The organism is Bacillus sp. FSL K6-0268 (assembly GCF_038005425.1).
In the GTDB taxonomy this organism is placed as follows: domain Bacteria; phylum Bacillota; class Bacilli; order Bacillales; family Bacillaceae_G; genus Bacillus_A; species Bacillus_A thuringiensis_S.
This window is the reverse complement of record NZ_JBBOTF010000001.1, coordinates 2,786,597-2,806,488: the sequence shown is the minus strand read 5'-3', so window position 1 is coordinate 2,806,488 and position 19,892 is coordinate 2,786,597. Positions and strand designations below refer to the sequence as shown.

Below are 19,892 nucleotides of genomic sequence, written 5' to 3'. Positions count from 1 at the left end.
ACTTTGCTCCTTAATGTTCGGTATCAATCCATCGATAACCTACTCCATACACGGTTTTTAAATGATGATCAATAGGGAAATTTGCTTTTCGCAATTTATCACGCAAATTACGAATATGTGAATCGACTGTGCGATCTTCTGTATTTGTGTTTAATCCCCAAATTCGTTCAATGAGCTGATCACGGCTTAATACATAATTCACATGGCGTAAAAATAACCCGAGTAAAGAGAATTCGATCGGTGTGAGAAGAAGTTCTTCATTATGTACAGAAGCGAAGTGTTTTGTTTCATCCCATACAATACCGTGATATTGGATTTGTTTATGTTCATTTGTACGTCTTAAAACGGCTTCAATTCTTGCGAAAAGTTCTTCTTCATGGAAAGGTTTCGTTACGTAATCATCCGCTCCGAGTTTTAATCCTTGGATGACATCTACTGTTTGATCACGAGCGGTAACCATAATAATAGGAACGTTACTAAATGAACGGATTCTTTTGCACGTTTCCCATCCGTCCATCTTTGGCATCATAATATCGAGTAAAACAAATTTAAAGTTTCGATTTTCTATATGTAAAATAGCTTCTTCTCCGGAAGTCGCACATACGCAGTTATATCCAATTGGAGTAAGATAAAGCGTTAATAATTCAAGCATTCTCGGTTCATCGTCTACGAGCAGTATATCAATCATAGAGAGCCCTCCATATTTATAATCGTTACTTAAAGTGTAATGCAAAATCATGAAGAAATGGTGCAGATTATGATGTGTCTGCATAATTTCTTCAGAATTGCTTGTTATTGTGGAGTTGAAATTACATTTTAGGTAATCATATTGGCTCAAAAATGATTAATACGGAGGCGGTATAGTGAAAAAAATGACCCGAATTTTTGGGATAACAATAATTACAGCAGTTGGTCTTGCTGCATGTGGGCAAACGAATACAGACCATAAAAATCATGAATCTACAAAAGAGAAGAAAACAGAGCAAAAGGAAATGAAAATGAATCAGGAAGTAACCGCGCCAAAAGAAATGAACGAAGGGGCATCGAATGATTTATTAACGACAAGTCTAAAAAATGTAACGAGGTTAAATACAAATGACCCCCTAAAAATGGCAGTGTTAACTTCGCAAACGATATGGCCAGCAACCCATAAAGAGAACCAGCCAGGTGCTGTTATTTTAGTACCAGCAAGCGAGTGGCAATTAGGTATTGCGAGTGCAGACCTTATTCATCATCCGAATAACGGGCCGATTTTATTTATAGAAAAAGAAAAGATACCGGAAATGACGTTAAAAGAAATAAAACGATTAAATCCAATCGGAACGAAAGATGGAACACAAATTATGGTGATGGGAGATGTAGGTACTAGCGCGCTTGAACAATTGAAAGGTTATAAAGTAAAACAAATAAAAGAAACGGACCCAGCTATATTTGCGAAGGATGTTGATAAGGAGTATGCCGATATAACAGGAAGCTACCCAAATAGTGTTATTATCGGTTCGTCTGCAGAAGAAGGACGTTTATATACAACACCCGCTGTAAATTGGATTTCTCATATGCCGGAACCACTACTCTATACAGAAAAGAATAAAGTGCCAGAAGCGACAATAGAGGCATTAAAAATGAGAAAAGATAAAGCAAATATATATGTATTAGGGCCAGAAAAAATTGTTTCAAAAGAAGTAGAAAAAGAGTTAAGCAAATACGGGAAAGTAACGCGTATTAGTGGAGAGACCCCTACAGAAAACTCGATTACGTTCGCTAAATTTAAAGATGAAAAAACAAAATTTGGCTGGGGATTCACAAAACCTGGTCACGGTTTATCATTTGTTTCAAGCAAAACACCAGATTTAGCAGTTGCTGGAGCACCTTTTTCACATATGGGTAAACACGCACCTGTTGTCTTGTTAGAAGAAGGGAAAGCTTCACAACCAGTGTATGACTTCCTTGCTACTATTCAGCCGAAGTTTAAAGATGATCCAACACTTGGACCATATAATCATGGCTTCTTATTAGGAAGTACGAGTGATATTTCATTTGAAACACAAGGAATACTAGATGAGAGGTTAGAAATTGTTCAGGAAAGTGGTCAAGGACACGGTGGACATTAATAAAGTGAGTAAAGGCGGCGCTGCTAAGGTAGCGTCTTTTTCTTTAGGAAACTTTTACATAGCAAAAAATCTTCTACTCGTTATATAATAGCTTTCGTGCAGTCGGCTAGATTTTCTTATGGAGAAAATCAAATTATAAAGGAGTAGAGGAGTGGTATTTTGTTTCAAACGATAAAAAATGACTGGTTTTCTAATGTGAGAGGGGACGTGTTATCAGGAATTGTCGTTGCTTTAGCATTAATCCCTGAAGCGATAGCCTTCTCTGTTATTGCAGGCGTGGATCCGACAGTTGGACTATACGCAGCCTTTTGTATTGCGGTTACCATTTCATTTGTTGGCGGAAGAACTGGAATGATTTCAGCTGCAACAGGTGCAATGGCATTATTAATGGTAACGCTTGTTAAAGATCATGGTTTGCAATATTTATTTGCTACAACAATATTAACAGGTATCGTCCAAATTATTTTTGGCGTGTTCAAACTGAGCTCATTTATGAAGTTTGTTCCGAAATCTGTTATGAGTGGTTTTTTAAATTCACTTGGAATTTTAGTTTTTACAGCGCAATTACCGCATTTTAAAAATGCAACTTGGCAAATGTATGCACTCGTTGTATTAGGACTTGCAATTATATATTTATTTCCACGTATTACAACGGCTGTACCTTCTACGCTTATTTCAATTATTATTGTGACGAGTATTGCACTTATGAGCGGATTACAGTTGAAAACAGTAGGGGATATGGGAAGCCTACCGAAAGAATTACCGTTCTTTAGTATTCCTGATGTGCCATTTACATTAGAAACATTAGGGATTATTTTACCTTATGCAGTTATGCTTGCAATCATTGGTTTACTAGAGTCTTTATTAACAGCTTCAGTTTTAGATGATATGACGCATACAGAAAGTAATAAGCATAAAGAGGCACGCGGACAAGGGATCGCAAACATCGTTGCTGGATTTTTCGGAGGAATGGCAGGATGTGCAATGATCGGTCAATCTGTTATTAATATTAAATCAGGTGGACGAGGTCGCCTATCAACATTTGTAGCGGGCGGATTTTTAATCGTATTACTATTCGTTTTAGGGAATTATGTCGTTCATATTCCGATGGCAGCTTTAGTTGCGGTTATGATTATGGTTTCAATCGGAACGTTTGATTGGAACTCTGTAACAACGATTCATAAAGTACCAAAAGGAAACGCATTTGTTATGATTGTAACAGTCGTGATTGTCTTAATTACACATAATTTAGCATTAGGTGTAATTATCGGAACAGTAATTAGTGCGGTGTTATTTGCATTCAATATGGCAAAGATTCACGTGAAACATTTATATATTGAAAATAAGAAAATATACGAAATTCACGGTCAACTTTTCTTTGCATCTACAGCCGATTTCATAAATAATTTTTCATTTAATGAAGATGTAAAAGAAATTGAAATGAATTTTACTCATGCGCACGTATGGGATGATTCAGCAGTGGCATCAATTGATAAAGTTATCATGAAGTATGAGCAAAGTGGTGTGAAAGTAAGTATAACAGGATTAAATGAACGTAGCTCAAAACTTGTTGCAAATTTGGCTACTTATAATAAAAGAATTGCTAGTTAAAAGCCTCCTTTTTAGGGGGCTTTATTATATAATACGAGTAGGATAACGAAAAGGGGATTCAGCATATGTACAAACAAATTATATTAGCATGTGACGGTTCTGAACATGCACTTCGAGCAGCGGAACATGCAACATATATTGCGAAATGTAGCGAAGAAACAAATGTTGAAGTTGTGTACGTAGTAGATAATAGAACGGCAAAATCAGATATTATACAAGGTCAAACAGACTTAGAAACAATATCAGCTAGTCGAAAAGATAAATTAAAAGAGATTGAAGGTCTATTAAAGAAAGAGAACATTTCTTATACAATTACGATATTACATGGTGATCCTGGAGATACAATTGTTCAATATGTAAATACAGGAGATATAGATCTTGTTATCGCTGGAAGCAGAGGGCTAAATACACTGCAAGAAATGGTGCTTGGTAGTGTCAGTCATAAAATAGCAAAACGAGTGAAATGTCCGGTGATGATTATAAAATAAAATAGAATGTAATGAAGACCTTAGTATAACTGAGGTCTTTTTTATGTATAAATAACTCTTATTTGTGGAAATACTAGATATATAAGTTGAAAAGATGTTAACTTACAAATTTGTAAGTTAGTTGTTAGAGAAATCGATGTTATGAAATTTTTCCCATTGGTAAAATAAAAGTATCACAGGGGAGATAGGGAGGATGGAAGCAATGAAATCATTTCAAAATTTGTCATATAGTCAAGGGGTAAGCTTAATTTGTCTAGGGGGATTTGCTGCATCTGTTACGTTAGCTGTTTTAATAAAGGTGTTTCATCAAATTTTTTAATATTAGAGTAGGGAAGGAATTGGTTGTTATCATTAGTAGGAACAGCAATGAAAATAAAAAATAGCTCTTAGCATGTATGTAGATGCTAAGAGCTATTTTTATGATTTTTATATGTTATTTAAGCTTGTTTTGATTTTACTGACCCTGTATTTAAAGTAAGGGCAAGGAAGAACATTGCAAGTATGCAAGATGCAAGTAATAAGATGAATCCGCCATCCCACCCGAATGCATCTACGATAAAGCCCATAGCGGCACTAGCGAAAGCAGCTCCGCCTAAGTAACCGAAGAATCCAGTTAAGCCTGCTGCAGTTCCAGCAGCTTTCTTTGGTGCTAAGTCAAGAGCGTGTAGACCAATTAACATAACCGGTCCGTAAATTAAAAATCCAATTGCGACAAGAGCGATACTATCAACCATTGGATTACCAGGAGGATTTAACCAGTAAACAAGAACTGCGATAAATACACCAATCATAAATAAAATACCAGCAGGTGCACGACGTCCTTTAAATAGTTTATCACTCATCCATCCGCAAAGAAGTGTACCTGGAATACCAGCCCATTCATATAGAGCGTAAGCAGTACGTGAGCTACTATGAGTAAAGCTTTTTTCTTCTACTAAATAAGTAGGAGCCCAGTCTACAACGCCGTAACGTACGAAATACACGAAAACGTTCGCAATAGCGATGTACCATAAAAATTTATTGTTTAGTACGTATTTAAATAAAATTTCCTTTGCCGAAAGTTCGCGTTCGCGATCTTTTATTTTCTCATCTGGTGGATATTCTCCAGTATGCTCTTCAATAGAAGGTAGTCCACAAGATTGAGGTGTATCTTTCATTGTAATTAGTACATAAATACCAACTAAAATTGAAAGAATACCTGGGAAGTAAAAAATACTATGCCAGTCATTTGCAAAGAAGTATAAGCCTAATGTTACAAGAGAAGGCATCAGCGCGCCGCCGACATTATGAGCGACGTTCCAAATAGACATTTTTGTACCACGTTCGCTAATAGAGAACCAGTGAACCATCGTACGACCACAAGGAGGCCATCCCATGCCTTGTACCCATCCATTTAAAAACTGAAGTACAAACATAAGTATAATGCTCGTTGTAATGAAAGAAAATGAGCCGAAAATAATATTAATGATACCTGATAAAAATAGCCCAGCTGCTAAAAAGTAGCGAGGATTACAACGGTCGGATACGATACCCATAAGAAATTTACTTAATCCGTAAGCGATAGATACTGCTGAAAGGATAACCCCAAGTTCCCCTTTACTAAATCCTTGCTCGATTAAGTATGGCATTGCTAGTGAAAAGTTTTTTCGAACAAAGTAGTAACCTGCATAACCAATGAAGATACCTAAGAATACTTGTAAACGTAATTTACGGTATTCGCTATCAACGCGATCAGCTGGTAAGCGTTCCGCGTGGGGCGCAGGTTTAAATAATTGTGTGAAAAACATAAAATGAAAATCCTCCCCTAATTAATTCGAAGCGTTTTAAGACAGAGAATATAAAAAGGCCATGAAATATAAAAAAGTTTCCTTTTTTATGATTCATAGCCGTGTACTCCGTTTCTCCGTGACTGTCAATATTAACTTCGTCGAAAATTATACAACTTTGTGACAAAAATGTAAACGTTTTTATGAATAAAAGTATTGACGGATTTTGTTCGTGGGATTAATATTTAAATACGTTAAATATTTTATTGTTTAAATAAGAGGTGGATAACATGCCAAATGATATGACGCATATCGATAAAATTCAAGCTCTAGCCTTTTCGATTGGAAAGAAAATGCAGACGGAGTTATTAGAACAAATGCAAGCAACAGGACTTACACCACCGCAGTTTTATATTTTAAAGATTCTAGATCATTATGGGGCTTCAAGAGCGACAACATTAGCAAAAAAGATGTACGTGAAGCCTAGCGCAATTACAGTGATGATTGATCGTCTAATCGATCAAGAACTTGTAGAACGCTATCACGACAAAGATGACCGTCGTGTTGTCATCATCGAGTTAACGAAAAAGGGGAAATCTAGAGTAGAAGAGGCAATGACAGCTCGCAACGAGCATATTGCAAAATACTTTTCACATTTAGAGTTGCAAGAAAGAGAAGATTTATTACGTCTCTTTGAGAAGTTAGAAACCATTATTTGCGGGACACAAGAGAAAAAAGAGAATAACTAAGAGGAATTGAGGAGATTACATGGAACAACAAGAAAATCAAAATAGAAAGTTGTTGTTAATCGGTTTAGTAATCGCGATGCTATTTGCTGCATTAGATGGAACAATTGTTGGTACAGCAATGCCACGTATCGTCGGTGACCTAGGCGGATTAAGTTTAATGACATGGTTAACAACAGCATATATGTTAACATCAACGACAGTTGTACCAATTGCAGGTAAGTTAGCGGATTTACTTGGTCGTCGTAACGTATATATAACAGGGCTAGTTATTTTCATGATTGGTTCGGCGTTATGTGGTATGGCAAATGGTATGACAGAATTAATTATTTTCCGTGGTATTCAAGGTCTTGGTGGCGGTATTATGATGCCAATGGCTATGATTATTATTGGAGATATGTTCACGGGAAAAGAACGTGCGAAATGGCAAGGTATTTTTGGTGCGTTATACGGTCTTGCTTCTGTAATTGGACCACAAGTTGGTGGGTGGATTGTAGATGCAGTGAACTGGAGATGGGTATTCTACATTAACTTACCGGTTGGTATTTTAGCAACAATCTTTATTGCAATGGGATTAAAATCACATAAACAAACAGGACCAATTAAAATTGATATCGCTGGAATCTTTACGATGATTCTAGGTGTTGTAAGTTTATTACTTGCGCTAACGTTTGGCGGAAAAGATTATGCATGGGACTCTTGGCAAATTATCGGTTTATTTGCACTAGCTGTAATTGGTATCGTTAGCTTTGTTATTGTTGAAACGAAAGCTGAAGAGCCGATTTTACCAATGCATTTCTTTAAAAATCGCACATTTACAATACTGAATGCGATTGGATTCTTTATGAGTATTGGAATGTTCGGCGCGATTATGTTCGTACCATTCTTCATGCAAGGTATTGTAGGAGTAAGTGCTGCTGAATCAGGAACAATTATGACTCCAATGATGATTACAATGATTGTAATGAGTATTATCGGTGGGCAACTTGTATTAAAAGTTGGTGTAAAACCACAAATTATCGCAGGTATGCTTATTATGGCGGGTGGTTTCTGGTTATTAACAACGATGGATATGCACACAACGAAGCTTACAGCTACTTCTTATATGATGGTTATCGGTTTAGGAATGGGTCTTGTAATGCCGACATTAACATTAGCGTTACAAGAAAGCTTCCCGAAAAAAGACCTTGGTGTCGTAACGTCATCAAGTCAGTTCTTCCGTCAAATTGGTGGAACATTTGGTATTACAATTTTAGGATCAATTATGAATAACACTTCAGGTACAACGTTAACAAATAAATTAGTACCTGTATTAGATACATTCCCGAAAGAAGCGGGACAAATGGTAACGAAATTTAAAGATATGATTCACACAGATCCACAAGGTTTATATTCGATGCTATTTAGCCCAGAGGCATTAAAACAAATGCCAGAAGCGTTCGCTAACAGCATTGTACCTATTTTGAAAAACTCTTTAGTAGACTCGCTTCATACTGTATTCTTAACAGGATTAGTATTTATCGTAGTAGGTGCCATCTTTACGATTTTCTTACAAAAAATTAAATTATCAGATCGTAAAAAAGATGCTAAAGAGCCTGCTGTAGAAGAAAAAGAAAAAACTGTATCATACTCGTAATGAAGAAGCATCGCCTTATGGCGGTGCTTTTTTGAGTATAACCTTAAAAGCTTTTTAGTGAGAAATGATTGACGTATTTTTAGAAATACGTTATATTATTTTCTGTAAACGGTTACATGAAATGAGGAGAAAAGAGAATGAGTACGATTAAAGACGTTGCGAAATTAGCGGGAGTATCTGTTGCGACCGTTTCCAGAGTTTTAAATAAAAATGGATATGTTCACGAAGATACATTAAAAAAGGTAGAGCGTGCAATTGAGATGTTAGATTATAAGCCTAGTACAGTAGCGCGTTCACTGTATAATAAAAAGTCTCGTTTAATTGGCTTAGTTGTTCCAAATATCGTGAATCCGTTCTTTCCAGAAGTTGCACGTGCCGTAGAAGATGTAGCACATAAACAAGGTTACACAGTTGTCCTTTGTAACTCTGATGAAAGTTTAGAAAAAGAGAAACAATACATTGATGTACTTAGACAAAATAATGTAGATGGATTTATTGTAGCAACGAATCCACAAAATAGTGTTAATTACATGAATTTATCTGTCCCGGTTGTTGCGATTGACCGTATGTTTAATGAGCGTATTCCTACTGTATATGCAGATAACTATGCAGGAAGTCAGGCTGCGACAAAGTTGTTACTAGATAAAGGATGTAAACATATTGCACATATTCGCGGTCCACGTGATGTGAGTACTGCAAATGAACGTTTTGAAGGTTTTGTAGACGTTATTACGCAAAATAATCTTTCGTATATGATTGCAGAGAGTACGTTTGATCCAGCAAATAGTGAGCGTGTAGCGATGGAATTATTAGAAGAATACCCGCATATTGATGGTATTGTTGCTGGGAATGATTTAATTGCGATTGGTATTGTAAAGGCTGCACTTCAAAAGGGGATTGCCATTCCAGATGATTTACAAATTATTGGATTTGATGGAATTTCTTTAACAGAAATGATGTATCCATCTATTACAACAGTTGCACAACCGATATATGAAATGGGGAAAATTGCAACAGAGTTGTTGTTAGAGCAAATGGAAGGAAATACATTAGAAGAGAAACACTATCGTTTGCCGATTGAAATTATAGAACGAAATACAACGAAGTAAGGAGATGAAACAGATGCCAAATATTGCAGTAGTAGGAAGCATTTCAATGGACTTAGTGGCTGTTTCAAAAAAACGGCCGAAAGCAGGAGAAACAGTAATTGGTGAAGCGTTTCATACAATCCCAGGAGGGAAAGGGGCAAACCAAGCAGTTGCTGCAGCTAGGTTAGGAGCAAATGTAGCGATGGTTGGAGCGGTAGGAAATGATGATTATGGAACAGTAGTTAGAAAAAATTTAGAGAACGAACGCATTTTTATCGATTATGTGGTACCGGTTACAGATAGAACGACAGGAATTGCTCATATCGTTTTAGCAGAAGAAGATAACAGTATTGTTGTCGTACAAGGGGCAAATGCTCTTGTAAATAAGTCAGTTGTAGATCGCTCCAAAGACCTTCTTGTAAAAGCGGATATGGTTGTTCTTCAACTAGAAATTCCACTTGAAACAGTAAAATATGTATTGGCTATTTGTGAGGAACATAATATTCCTGTTATGTTGAATCCAGCGCCAGCACAAGTTTTATCAGAAGAAATTTTAGAAAAAGCAACTTATATTACGCCAAATGAACATGAGTGCCGCATTGTATTAGATGATTTTACATCACCAATTGAAGATTTATTGGCGAAGTATCCAAATAAATTATTGATGACAGAAGGTTCTAACGGTGTTCGTTTCCATAATGGCACAGAGATTGTACATGTTCCTAGCATTGCTGTTGATGTAGTGGATACAACTGGAGCTGGTGATACATTTAATGGTGCGTTAGCAGTTGCACTTTCTGAAGGAGAGACACTTCAAAAAGCAATTCGTTTCGCGAATATTGCCGGTGGTCTTTCTGTAACGAAACTTGGAGCACAGGGCGGTATGCCAACGAGAGATCGAGTACGTGAAGTGCAGGTGATTGTTGGATGAAAAAGCATGGTGTATTAAACAGTGAAATCGCGGCAGTCCTTGCTTCACTTGGGCATACAGATACGGTTGTAATTGCTGATTGCGGGTTACCGATTCCGGATGGAGTAAAACGAATTGATTTAGCTGTTGAGATTGGAAAACCGAGTTTTTTAGAGGTGTTACAAGTTGTAGCTGATGATATGGCAATCGAAAAAGTGACGTTAGCAGAAGAAGTCATTATAAATAATGCGGAAGTAAATAAAGAGATCGAGCAAAAATTAATAGAGCCAGCATTTGAGTATGTATCTCATGAACAATTTAAAGAGCATACAAAGAAAGCGAAGGCGATTATTCGTACAGGCGAGGCTACGCCTTATGCAAATGTAATTTTACATGCAGGCGTGATTTTTTAATAAAGGGAAGTGATGGGAATGCATATTGAAATGAAAAACATTTCAAAGGCGTTCAATGGCAATCCTGTTTTGAAGAATGCACAGTTTATGATTGAAACAGGAGAAGTCCATGCATTGATGGGGGAAAATGGAGCGGGTAAATCAACGCTCATGAAGATTTTAACAGGTGTATACAAAAAAGATGATGGGACAATCACGATTGATGGGCAAGAGCGCACCTTTAAAAATGCGAAAGAAGCTGAAGAGTACGGCATCGCATTTATACATCAAGAACTAAACATATTGCCGAATTTAACAGTAGCTGAAAATATGTTTCTTGGTAAAGAGTTAATGTATGGGAAAACAGGTATTTTACGCACTCGACAAATGAACGCGATTGCGCAGCAGCAACTAGCAGAGCTAGGATTGCATGTAAGAGGTGCTATGTTAGCAGAGGAACTATCGGTTGGACAACAGCAAATTATCGAAATTGCGAAAGCGTTAATGACAAACGCGAGCGTTATTATTATGGATGAACCTACTGCGGCACTGACGGATCGTGAAATCGAAACGCTCTTTATAGTAATCAATAAGTTACGTAAAGAAGGTGTTTCATTCGTGTACATTTCGCATCGTATGGAAGAGATTTTCTCGATATGTGATGCCATTACGATTTTGCGTGATGGAGAATACGTTGGAAAGAGATTAATTCCAGAAACATCATTTGATGAAGTAGTGAGTATGATGGTGGGGCGCAGCATTGGTGAACGTTACCCAGAGCGAAATAGTCAAATTGGTGATGTCATTTTTGAAATGCGTAACGGAACGAAGAAAGGGAAATTTGAAAATGTTTCGTTTCAAGTAAGGAAAGGTGAAATCCTTGGTGTAGCTGGTTTAATGGGAGCTGGTCGCACTGATATTATGAAAGCGATATTTGGTTATGAACCTTTAGATTCTGGACAAATTTTTATAAATGGACAAGAAGTAAAGATTGATAGTCCGATAGATGCAATTAGACAAAGAATTGCTTTCATTACAGAAGATAGAAAGTCTGAAGGATTAGTGTTAGATTTTTCAATTCGAGAAAATTTAGCTTTACCGAATTTAGAAAGTCTTTCAAAGGGAAGTGTTCTAAGCAACGAGCTAGAACAACAGTTTACAGAGGATATGATGAAGCTTCTTAATGTGAAAGCATCTAGCGGAGAGCAGGCAGTGAAATCTCTTTCTGGTGGAAATCAGCAAAAGATTGTAATCGCAAAATGGCTAGGCATTCATCCGCAATTACTCATTTTAGATGAGCCAACAAGAGGTGTCGATGTTGGAGCGAAAAAAGAAATTTACTCTATCATGAATAAGCTTACTGAGCAAGGCGATGCCGTTATTATGGTATCATCTGAGCTTCCGGAAGTTTTAGGAATGAGTGATCGAGTTCTTGTTATTCATGAAGGAAAAGTCGGCGGCATTTTAGGGAAAGATGAGGCATCACAAGAGTCTATTATGGCACTAGCTACAGGGGGAGAGTAAGGATGGCTAAGAAGGGGAATGTATTACAACAACTCGGTTCTTTAATCGGTTTAGTATTAATTATCGTCGTAATTACAGTTTTAAATCCAGCGTTCATTGAAATTCCAAATTTATTTAATATACTGCGTCAAGTATCGATTAATGCGCTTATTGCATTCGGAATGACCTTCGTAATTTTAACAGGGGGTATTGACTTATCGGTAGGTTCTATTTTAGCATTATCAAGTGCACTTGTTGCTGGAATGATGGCAAGTGGCATGGATCCGTTCCTTGCAATGGCAGTTGGACTATTAGCAGGTCTTGTAATGGGGGTTGTAAACGGTATCATCATTGCGAAAGGAAAAGTAGCTCCATTTATTGCAACTTTAGCAACAATGACTATTTTTCGTGGGTTGACGCTTGTTTATATGGACGGACGTCCGATCACTGGTCTTGGTGATCATTTAATGTTCCAAATGTTTGGCCGCGGTTATTTTCTTGGTATTCCGGTACCAGCTGTTACAATGATGATCGCTTTCGCAGTACTGTACTTCATTTTGAAGAAAACGACATTTGGCCGTCGTACATTTGCAATTGGTGGAAATGAAGAAGCAGCAGCACTATCAGGTATTAATGTTACGAGAATTAAAGTAATGATTTACGGTCTTTCCGGAATTTTGGCAGCGCTTGCAGGTATTGTCTTAACATCACGACTAGATTCTGCACAGCCGACTGCAGGTACTTCTTACGAATTAGATGCAATTGCAGCAGTTGTATTAGGTGGAACAAGTCTTTCTGGGGGAAGAGGATGGATTGTTGGTACATTCATCGGTGTACTAATTATCGGTGTACTAAATAACGGTTTAAATTTATTAGGTGTATCTTCTTTCTTCCAACAAGTTGTAAAAGGACTTGTAATCTTACTAGCTGTATTAATTGATCGCCGAAAAGAAGCGTAATGGAGGGACAGTTCATGAAGAAATGGTTACTTATACTCGTTGCATGTATTATGGTCATTACTGCTGGTTGTTCAATGGAACCACCAGAATGGGCAAAGGATTCTAGCGATAAAGGTCGAAATAAAACTATTAAAGTTGGATTCTCTGTTTCAACTTTAAATAATCCCTTCTTTGTAACTTTGAAAAAGGGTGCAGAAAAGAAAGCGAAAGATAGCGGCATCGAATTGATTGCTGTTGATGCGCAAAATGATGCAGCGAAGCAAACGAACGATGTTGAAGATTTAATTCAAAAGGGTGTCGATGTAGTTGTTATTAATCCGACCGATTCAGATGCTGTTGCTTCAGCGGTAAGTGCGGCAAATGCAGCAAATGTTCCTGTTATTACAGTAGACCGCGTTGCGAATTCAGGTAAGGTTGTTTCTCACATTGCATCTAATAATATCGAAGGTGGTCAAATGGCTAGTGATTACATTCGTGAATTAGTCGGCGAAGGAGCAAACGTTGCTGAGTTAGAAGGAATCCCTGGATCGTCTGCTGCTCGTGAACGTGGGAAAGGATTCCATAACGTAGCCGATAAGTCTTTAAAAGTAGTTGCCAAACAAGCGGCTGATTTTGATAGAGCGAAAGGATTATCTGTTATGGAAAACATTTTGCAAGCAAATAGCGATATTAAAGCCGTGTTTGCGCATAACGACGAGATGGCATTAGGTGCACTTGAAGCATTGAAGTCTGCTGGAAAAACAGATGTAGTCGTTGTTGGATTTGATGCAACTGAAGATGCTGTGAAAGCGGTTAACGATGGGCGTATGGCTGCAACAGTCGCTCAAAAACCGGAATTAATCGGAGAGAAGGCGATGCAAACAGCAAAAGAGATAACACAAGGTAAAAAAGTGGACAAATCTATTCCGATTGAATTAGAGCTTATTAAGAAAAATAAATAAATATAAAATGAAAATTAGGAAGGAAGAATAACAAATGAAATTCTTTATTGATACAGCAAACATTAACGAAATTAAAGAGGCAAATGCATTAGGCGTAGTAGCTGGAGTAACGACAAACCCATCACTTGTAGCAAAAGAAGGCGTAGATTTCCATGAGCGTATTCGTGAAATTTGCAGCTTTATAGAAGGACCTGTAAGTGCAGAAGTAATTAGCTTAGAAGCTGATAAAATGATTGAAGAAGGAAAAGAATTAGCGAAGATTGCTCCAAACGTTGTTGTAAAAGTTCCAATGACAACAGAAGGTTTAAAAGCAGTAAAAGCGTTCTCTGATTTAGGAATTCGTACAAACGTTACATTAGTATTCTCAGCAGTTCAAGCATTACTTGCAGCTCGCGCTGGTGCAACATATGTTTCACCATTCTTAGGTCGTTTAGATGATATCGGTCATAACGGTATGGATTTAATTCGTCAAATCGCAGAAATCTTTGCAATTCATGGCATCGAAACAGAAATCATTGCAGCATCTGTACGTCACAGCGTTCACGTAACTGATGCAGCATTAAACGGTTCACATATTGCAACAATCCCAGCAAACGTAATTGCTTCATTAGTGAAGCACCCATTAACAGATCAAGGAATTGAGAAATTCTTAGCTGATTGGGAAAAAACACAAGAGAAATAATAGAAAATCAAGAATCCTAGTTTAATTGACTAGGATTCTTTTTTATTTAAAAGAATTTTCATGCAATTTTGCATATTGTCTTTTAAATTTGTTATATAAGATATTTAATATATATCACATAACTCTTTATTTTTCATATTTCGATATAAAGTGAAACTTTAATCAGTGGGGGCTTTGTTCATCAGCACACTGATTATTAGTTGAACCAAGGGATAAACAGATAGAGGGTCTGACCAGAAAACTGGAGGGCATGATTCTATAACAGAAAGTTCAATGTTTATAGAATTATGTCTTTTTATATAGGGAGGGTAGTAAACAGAGATTTCGACAAAAATGCACCGATTTATCTGAATTTTAAGTTTTATAAAAGGAGAGAAATGGAATGAGAAGAAAAGCCCCATTTAAAGTGTTGTCATCATTAGCAATTGCAGCAATTATCGGATGCACATCTGTAATGAGTGCGCCGTTAGCATATGCAGAAACGCCAGAAAAAGAGAAAGAGAATGTGTCTACAACGCCAATTGATTACAATTTAATTCAAGAAGATCGTTTAGCGGAAGCTTTGAAAGAAAGAGGAACAATTAATCCAGCATCTTCTAAAGAAGAGACGAAAAAGGCTGTCGAGCAATATATTGAAAAGAAACAAGGAGATCAGGCGAACAAAGAAATTCTTCCAGATGCTCACTCACAAGAAACGTCTGATTTCACAAAAAAAGTAAAAGAGAAAAAGATGGAAGAAAAGGAAAATGTAAAAAAGACTGAAAAAAATATTAATCTTGAGCAAAAGCCAGAACCAAATAAAAAGCAATTGAATGGGCAAGTTCCAACTTCAAAAGCAAAGCAAGCTCCATATAAAGGATCTGTTCGATCTGATAAAGTATTAGTGCTACTCGTTGAATTTAGTGATTATAAACATAATAATATTGATCAAACACCAGGTTATATGTATTCGAAAGACTTCAGTAGAGAACATTATCAAAAGATGTTGTTTGGTAAGGAGCCTTATACATTATTTGATGGTTCAAAAGTAAAAACATTTAAACAATACTATGAAGAGCAGTCTGGTGGTAGTTATACGACAGACGGATATGTAACGGAGTGGCTAACAGTTCCAGGAAAAGCATCTGATTATGGAGCTGATGGTAGCAGTGGTCACGATAATAAAGGTCCGAAAGGTGCACGTGATTTAGTGAAAGAAGCTTTGCATGCAGCTGCTGAGAAAGGACTAGATTTATCTCAGTTTGATCAGTTTGATAGATATGATACAAACGGGGATGGGAATCAAAACGAACCTGACGGTGTAATTGATCATTTAATGGTAATCCATGCTGGTGTTGGTCAAGAAGCTGGTGGCGGTAAATTAGGTGATGATGCGATCTGGTCACATCGTTCAAAATTAGCAGTAGATCCAGTAGCGATTGAAGGTACAAAATCAAAGGTAGATTACTTTGGTGGAAAAGTAGCAGCACATGATTACACAATTGAACCAGAAGATGGAGCTGTAGGTGTGTTTGCGCATGAATTTGGACATGATCTTGGATTACCAGATGAATATGACACGAAATATACTGGAAATGGTTCACCTGTCGAAGCTTGGTCATTAATGAGTGGAGGTAGTTGGACAGGAAAAATCGCAGGAACGGAGCCGACAAGTTTTTCACCACAAAATAAAGACTTCTTACAAAAGAATATGGGTGGCAACTGGGCAAAAATATTAGAAGTAGATTACGATAAAATTAAGAGTGGTGTGGGAGTTCCTACCTATATTGATCAAAGTGTTACGAAATCAAATCGTCCAGGCGTTGTACGTGTTAACTTACCAGGTAAAAGTGTTGAAACGATTAAACCGGAGTTTGGAAAGCATGCATATTATAGTACAAGAGGCGATGATATGCATACAACGTTAGAGACACCTTTCTTTGATTTAACAAAAGGAACAAATGCAAAATTCGATTATAAAGCAAATTATGAGTTAGAAGCAGAGTGCGATTTCGTCGAAGTACATGCAGTAACAGAAGATGGAACGAAGACGTTAATTGATAGACTTGGAGAAAAAGTAGTCCAAGGAGATAAAGATACAACAGATGGGAAATGGATTGATAAATCATATGATTTAAGTCAATTTAAAGGCAAAAAAGTGAAACTACAATTCGACTATATTACAGATCCGGCTGTAACATATAAAGGTTTTGCGATGGACGATGTAAATGTAACTGTTGATGGACAAGTTGTATTTTCTGATGATGCAGAAGGACAGTCTAAAATGAATTTAAATGGTTTTGTTGTTTCTGATGGGACAGAGAAGAAAGCTCATTATTACTACTTAGAATGGAGAAACTATGCGGGATCAGATAATGGATTAAAAGCAGGAAAAGGTCCAGTGTATAATACAGGTCTTGTCGTTTGGTATGCAGATGATAGCTTTAAAGATAACTGGGTGGGGGTGCATCCAGGTGAAGGATTCCTTGGGGTTGTAGATTCTCATCCAGAAGCACTTGTTGGTAATCTGAACGGGAAACCAGCGTACGGTAATACGGGCATGCAAATTGCAGACGCTGCATTTTCATTTGATAAAACACCAGCATGGAGTGTAAATTCATTAACACGTGGCCAGTTTAACTATTCTGGATTACAAGGTGTTACAACTTTTGATGATTCAAAAGTATATAGTAACAAGCAAATTGTAGATTCAGGAAGAAAAGTTTCAAACCTTGGACTTAAATTCCAAGTTGTTGGACAGGCAGAAGATAAATCGGCAGGCGCTGTTTGGATTAAACGTTAATAACATAAAAGCACATTCTTCATATGAAGAGTGTGCTTTTTAATTTGTACAGTAAGTTATTATTTTAGTTTATGTAATACAAATGTTTATTCATGTGTAGTGTATCAAATTATGTGGAGAAAGGAAATATTTCCGAGGAAATTGTCGAAGTATCGTCGTTATTTATAAACTTTCTTTTTAAAAGAAGTAATGTATTATTGCCTTTACGGCTCAATTTATTTACATTGTTATTTGGTTATACACAAAAGTAATATATTGGGCAAAAAAGAGTTCTATTCAATATGGCTCTTTTTATAGATAGAAAGGAGTAAGCGATAAATGAAAGAAGTTATTGGATGTCCACAGTGTGAAGGGGATATTACTGTACAACATATTATTGATCTCCCACATCCTTTTTCATTAAGGTGTCCACATTGTAAGGTGAAGTTGAAAGAAATAAGGGTAACGTCATGTTTAATATTAGCGATGATTTGTATAATTCCATTGTTTATTATTATTGGAGAGAGTATTAAGGAATTACTAGTAAAATATTTTTCTATTGTAGACAATGTACCAACTGTACTTATTTTCTTTTTATTTTGTTATCCATTGTATTATTTCTATGAAAAATATAATGCTATATTGTTTATTAAATATGGTTTGCTGAAAGTTAAAAGTTGAATTGAATAGGAGATTATCATTATGCTTTGGAAAATATATTTAGTTATTGTAGCAATGTTAGCTATTATTTCGTTAGTAAGGGGTATGTTTCAAACACCAATTCAAAAGTTTGACTTTGTAGTATCTATTATTACGTGGATAGGGCTCTTTGGTTTTGTATTTGATATACAAATATTAACCTCGATTGTTTGGAAATGTATCTTCTTGTTTAGCGTCATTTGGACTTTAACTGCAGTTTTTGTTTTTCGTTTATATGAAGAGCGAGATGAGCCATTACCTTTTATATTTAAATTAATTGGAATTATTCCAACGCTTCCATTATATTACGGATTATATCAATATGCATTTTAAAAAAGACAACGATGGATTATCCCATCATTGTCTTTTTTACTTTGCTTCTTACATAAATCATCCCAGCAAATGTTAATAAAAATGCTGTCCCGATAATGAAGCTGATGCTAGGTGATGCTCCGATTGCGCCGACTGTAAAGGAGCCAGCAACAACTCCTAATGAGAAGAAGGCATAAAATAATCCGAATGCCTTTCCGCGATTATCGTCTGTAGTATTTTCAACGAGTAAAGCGTTAATAGACGGAAAGAGGATTGCGAATCCAATTCCATAAATCATCATTACAATAAAGAGCATACCTTTTGTAGCAAATAATCCGAGTAAAGATAATGCGAATGCCATAACTGCAATTCCGATTAGCATTAGTTTCGAACGATTAAATCGATCGTAAATACGATTTGTTGGAAGCAAGAAGAAGAGGATAGCAGTAATACCAAATACACTTAACATCATGCCTGTTGTAGATGCTTTAAGCGCTAATGCCTCAACTTTTACTGGTAACATATAAGTGACAATTCCTTGTGAAAACATTAATGTGAAAGCACCAATATATGCTTGTAATAACGGTTCTGATTTTAACAGTTCAATCATATCTTCTTTGTTCATCATTTGCGTTCTTGATGTATCTTTTCTTGATACGTTATTTGGTAAGAAGAATAGAGATACGATTGTACCAAGAGCCATTAAAATAGAAATAGTAATGAAGACCCATTCTACGCCAGCTGTTGCTTTCATAATACCGCTGAAAGCAGGTCCTACGATTGCCGCTGTTCCAACAGCAGCACCAGATAGAGCCATTGCTTTTCCTTGTCTTTTTGCATTTGTTTGTTTTGATAAAAATGTAAAGGCAGCAGGAATTAAAAAGCCATCACTAAATCCATGCATAAAGCGCACAACTAATAGTTGTTCACCACTTTGAACAACGGTGTATAACAAGACTATGAAACTCGTAATTCCCATGCTTATATAAAGGATTTTTTTTGCACCAAATTTATCGACAGCGGCTCCAGCAATAATATTACCAATCATATTAGCGAATGAGTACATACCGACAACTAGCCCGATAATAAGAGGAGTTCCTCCAAGGCTTTGAGCGAAAGTACTCATAATAGGTAATTGTGAAAATGTATCTAAAAAAGCCACGATAACGATAAAGTAAATAAAATATTTCAAGCGATATTCACCTCTCCAATGCTATTATGGCACAATGCTAATTTCACCTGCAATGAAATTGAATTAACAGATGTGGAAAAAAGTACAAAGTGACA

Annotated in this window: 19 protein-coding genes; 16 read left to right on the top strand and 3 right to left on the bottom strand. The window is 36.5% G+C overall.

The window, feature by feature from the left end; all coding sequences use genetic code 11:
- Positions 1–10: 10 nt before the first annotated feature.
- Entirely contained in the window at positions 11–688 is a 678-nt protein-coding gene (locus MHI28_RS14545) for a response regulator transcription factor (RefSeq protein WP_000565487.1), read from the bottom strand.
- A gap of 175 nt (positions 689–863) precedes the next feature.
- Between MHI28_RS14545 and MHI28_RS14540 the strand changes: the two genes are divergently transcribed.
- The 4 genes from MHI28_RS14540 (at position 864) to MHI28_RS14525 (ending at position 4,529) form a co-directional block, all read left to right on the top strand.
- Positions 864–2,111 (top strand): hypothetical protein, encoded by a 1,248-nt coding sequence (locus MHI28_RS14540; RefSeq protein ID WP_000738866.1) that lies wholly within the window; start codon positions 864–866, stop codon positions 2,109–2,111.
- Between the two features lie 159 nt (positions 2,112–2,270).
- Positions 2,271–3,722, top strand: coding sequence for a SulP family inorganic anion transporter (locus MHI28_RS14535; RefSeq protein WP_000487912.1), 1,452 nt, complete (start codon positions 2,271–2,273; stop codon positions 3,720–3,722).
- A gap of 65 nt (positions 3,723–3,787) precedes the next feature.
- Entirely contained in the window at positions 3,788–4,210 is a 423-nt protein-coding gene (locus MHI28_RS14530) for a universal stress protein (protein WP_000277998.1), read from the top strand.
- 202 nt (positions 4,211–4,412) lie between these two features.
- Complete coding sequence (locus tag MHI28_RS14525; protein ID WP_000834733.1) at positions 4,413–4,529, top strand: DUF4027 family protein; 117 nt, start codon at positions 4,413–4,415, stop codon at positions 4,527–4,529.
- Positions 4,530–4,647: 118 nt separating this feature from the next.
- Here MHI28_RS14525 and glpT read toward each other — a convergent pair whose 3' ends face one another.
- Positions 4,648–5,997, bottom strand: a complete 1,350-nt coding sequence (gene glpT, locus MHI28_RS14520) for a glycerol-3-phosphate transporter (RefSeq protein ID WP_000466386.1) — start codon at positions 5,995–5,997, stop codon at positions 4,648–4,650.
- Positions 5,998–6,266: 269 nt separating this feature from the next.
- Here glpT and MHI28_RS14515 point away from each other — a divergent pair, with 269 nt between their 5' ends.
- The 12 genes from MHI28_RS14515 (at position 6,267) to MHI28_RS14460 (ending at position 18,626) form a co-directional block, all read left to right on the top strand.
- A complete protein-coding gene (locus MHI28_RS14515) occupies positions 6,267–6,725 on the top strand; it encodes a MarR family winged helix-turn-helix transcriptional regulator (protein WP_001132366.1) in 459 nt (152 codons plus the stop codon).
- A 19-nt stretch (positions 6,726–6,744) separates the two neighbouring features.
- Positions 6,745–8,358, top strand: a complete 1,614-nt coding sequence (locus tag MHI28_RS14510; RefSeq protein ID WP_000437648.1) for an MDR family MFS transporter — start codon at positions 6,745–6,747, stop codon at positions 8,356–8,358.
- A 137-nt stretch (positions 8,359–8,495) separates the two neighbouring features.
- Complete coding sequence (rbsR, locus tag MHI28_RS14505) at positions 8,496–9,467, top strand: ribose operon transcriptional repressor RbsR (protein WP_000104047.1); 972 nt, start codon at positions 8,496–8,498, stop codon at positions 9,465–9,467.
- 13 nt (positions 9,468–9,480) lie between these two features.
- On the top strand, positions 9,481–10,377 hold the full coding sequence (gene rbsK, locus MHI28_RS14500; RefSeq protein ID WP_001132865.1) for a ribokinase: 897 nt from the start codon (positions 9,481–9,483) through the stop codon (positions 10,375–10,377).
- Entirely contained in the window at positions 10,374–10,769 is a 396-nt protein-coding gene (rbsD, locus tag MHI28_RS14495) for a D-ribose pyranase (RefSeq protein ID WP_000716151.1), read from the top strand. Before rbsK ends, rbsD begins: the two co-directional genes overlap by 4 nt.
- An 18-nt stretch (positions 10,770–10,787) precedes the next feature.
- Positions 10,788–12,272, top strand: coding sequence for a ribose ABC transporter ATP-binding protein RbsA (gene rbsA / locus MHI28_RS14490; protein WP_002162933.1), 1,485 nt, complete (start codon positions 10,788–10,790; stop codon positions 12,270–12,272).
- Between the two features lie 2 nt (positions 12,273–12,274).
- Positions 12,275–13,210, top strand: a complete 936-nt coding sequence (locus MHI28_RS14485; RefSeq protein ID WP_001074650.1) for an ABC transporter permease subunit — start codon at positions 12,275–12,277, stop codon at positions 13,208–13,210.
- 14 nt (positions 13,211–13,224) lie between these two features.
- Positions 13,225–14,151 carry a ribose ABC transporter substrate-binding protein RbsB gene (gene rbsB / locus MHI28_RS14480; protein ID WP_000758976.1) on the top strand — a complete coding sequence of 309 codons (927 nt, stop codon included), beginning with the start codon at positions 13,225–13,227 and terminating at the stop codon, positions 14,149–14,151.
- Between the two features lie 34 nt (positions 14,152–14,185).
- Positions 14,186–14,833, top strand: coding sequence for a fructose-6-phosphate aldolase (gene fsa / locus MHI28_RS14475; RefSeq protein ID WP_000667667.1), 648 nt, complete (start codon positions 14,186–14,188; stop codon positions 14,831–14,833).
- Between the two features lie 382 nt (positions 14,834–15,215).
- Positions 15,216–17,615, top strand: a complete 2,400-nt coding sequence (inhA2, locus tag MHI28_RS14470) for a M6 family metalloprotease immune inhibitor InhA2 (RefSeq protein ID WP_340828064.1) — start codon at positions 15,216–15,218, stop codon at positions 17,613–17,615.
- 318 nt (positions 17,616–17,933) lie between these two features.
- Positions 17,934–18,275, top strand: a complete 342-nt coding sequence (locus MHI28_RS14465) for a hypothetical protein (RefSeq protein ID WP_000665762.1) — start codon at positions 17,934–17,936, stop codon at positions 18,273–18,275.
- Between the two features lie 21 nt (positions 18,276–18,296).
- A complete protein-coding gene (locus MHI28_RS14460) occupies positions 18,297–18,626 on the top strand; it encodes a hypothetical protein (RefSeq protein WP_000964465.1) in 330 nt (109 codons plus the stop codon).
- Between the two features lie 16 nt (positions 18,627–18,642).
- Here MHI28_RS14460 and MHI28_RS14455 read toward each other — a convergent pair whose 3' ends face one another.
- Positions 18,643–19,797: an MFS transporter gene (locus MHI28_RS14455; protein WP_000873268.1), complete on the bottom strand. Its 1,155-nt coding sequence runs from the start codon at positions 19,795–19,797 to the stop codon at positions 18,643–18,645.
- Between the last annotated feature and the right edge of the window lie 95 nt (positions 19,798–19,892).

Coding starts and splice junctions, on each gene's coding strand:
- MHI28_RS14545 (WP_000565487.1), bottom strand. CDS start 688: ATGATTGATATACTGCTCGTAGACGATGAACCGAGAATGCTTGAATTA.
- MHI28_RS14530 (WP_000277998.1), top strand. CDS start 3,788: ATGTACAAACAAATTATATTAGCATGTGACGGTTCTGAACATGCACTT.
- MHI28_RS14525 (WP_000834733.1), top strand. CDS start 4,413: ATGAAATCATTTCAAAATTTGTCATATAGTCAAGGGGTAAGCTTAATT.
- glpT (WP_000466386.1), bottom strand. CDS start 5,997: ATGTTTTTCACACAATTATTTAAACCTGCGCCCCACGCGGAACGCTTA.
- MHI28_RS14515 (WP_001132366.1), top strand. CDS start 6,267: ATGCCAAATGATATGACGCATATCGATAAAATTCAAGCTCTAGCCTTT.
- MHI28_RS14510 (WP_000437648.1), top strand. CDS start 6,745: ATGGAACAACAAGAAAATCAAAATAGAAAGTTGTTGTTAATCGGTTTA.
- rbsR (WP_000104047.1), top strand. CDS start 8,496: ATGAGTACGATTAAAGACGTTGCGAAATTAGCGGGAGTATCTGTTGCG.
- rbsK (WP_001132865.1), top strand. CDS start 9,481: ATGCCAAATATTGCAGTAGTAGGAAGCATTTCAATGGACTTAGTGGCT.
- rbsD (WP_000716151.1), top strand. CDS start 10,374: ATGAAAAAGCATGGTGTATTAAACAGTGAAATCGCGGCAGTCCTTGCT.
- rbsA (WP_002162933.1), top strand. CDS start 10,788: ATGCATATTGAAATGAAAAACATTTCAAAGGCGTTCAATGGCAATCCT.
- MHI28_RS14485 (WP_001074650.1), top strand. CDS start 12,275: ATGGCTAAGAAGGGGAATGTATTACAACAACTCGGTTCTTTAATCGGT.
- rbsB (WP_000758976.1), top strand. CDS start 13,225: ATGAAGAAATGGTTACTTATACTCGTTGCATGTATTATGGTCATTACT.
- fsa (WP_000667667.1), top strand. CDS start 14,186: ATGAAATTCTTTATTGATACAGCAAACATTAACGAAATTAAAGAGGCA.
- inhA2 (WP_340828064.1), top strand. CDS start 15,216: ATGAGAAGAAAAGCCCCATTTAAAGTGTTGTCATCATTAGCAATTGCA.
- MHI28_RS14465 (WP_000665762.1), top strand. CDS start 17,934: ATGAAAGAAGTTATTGGATGTCCACAGTGTGAAGGGGATATTACTGTA.
- MHI28_RS14460 (WP_000964465.1), top strand. CDS start 18,297: ATGCTTTGGAAAATATATTTAGTTATTGTAGCAATGTTAGCTATTATT.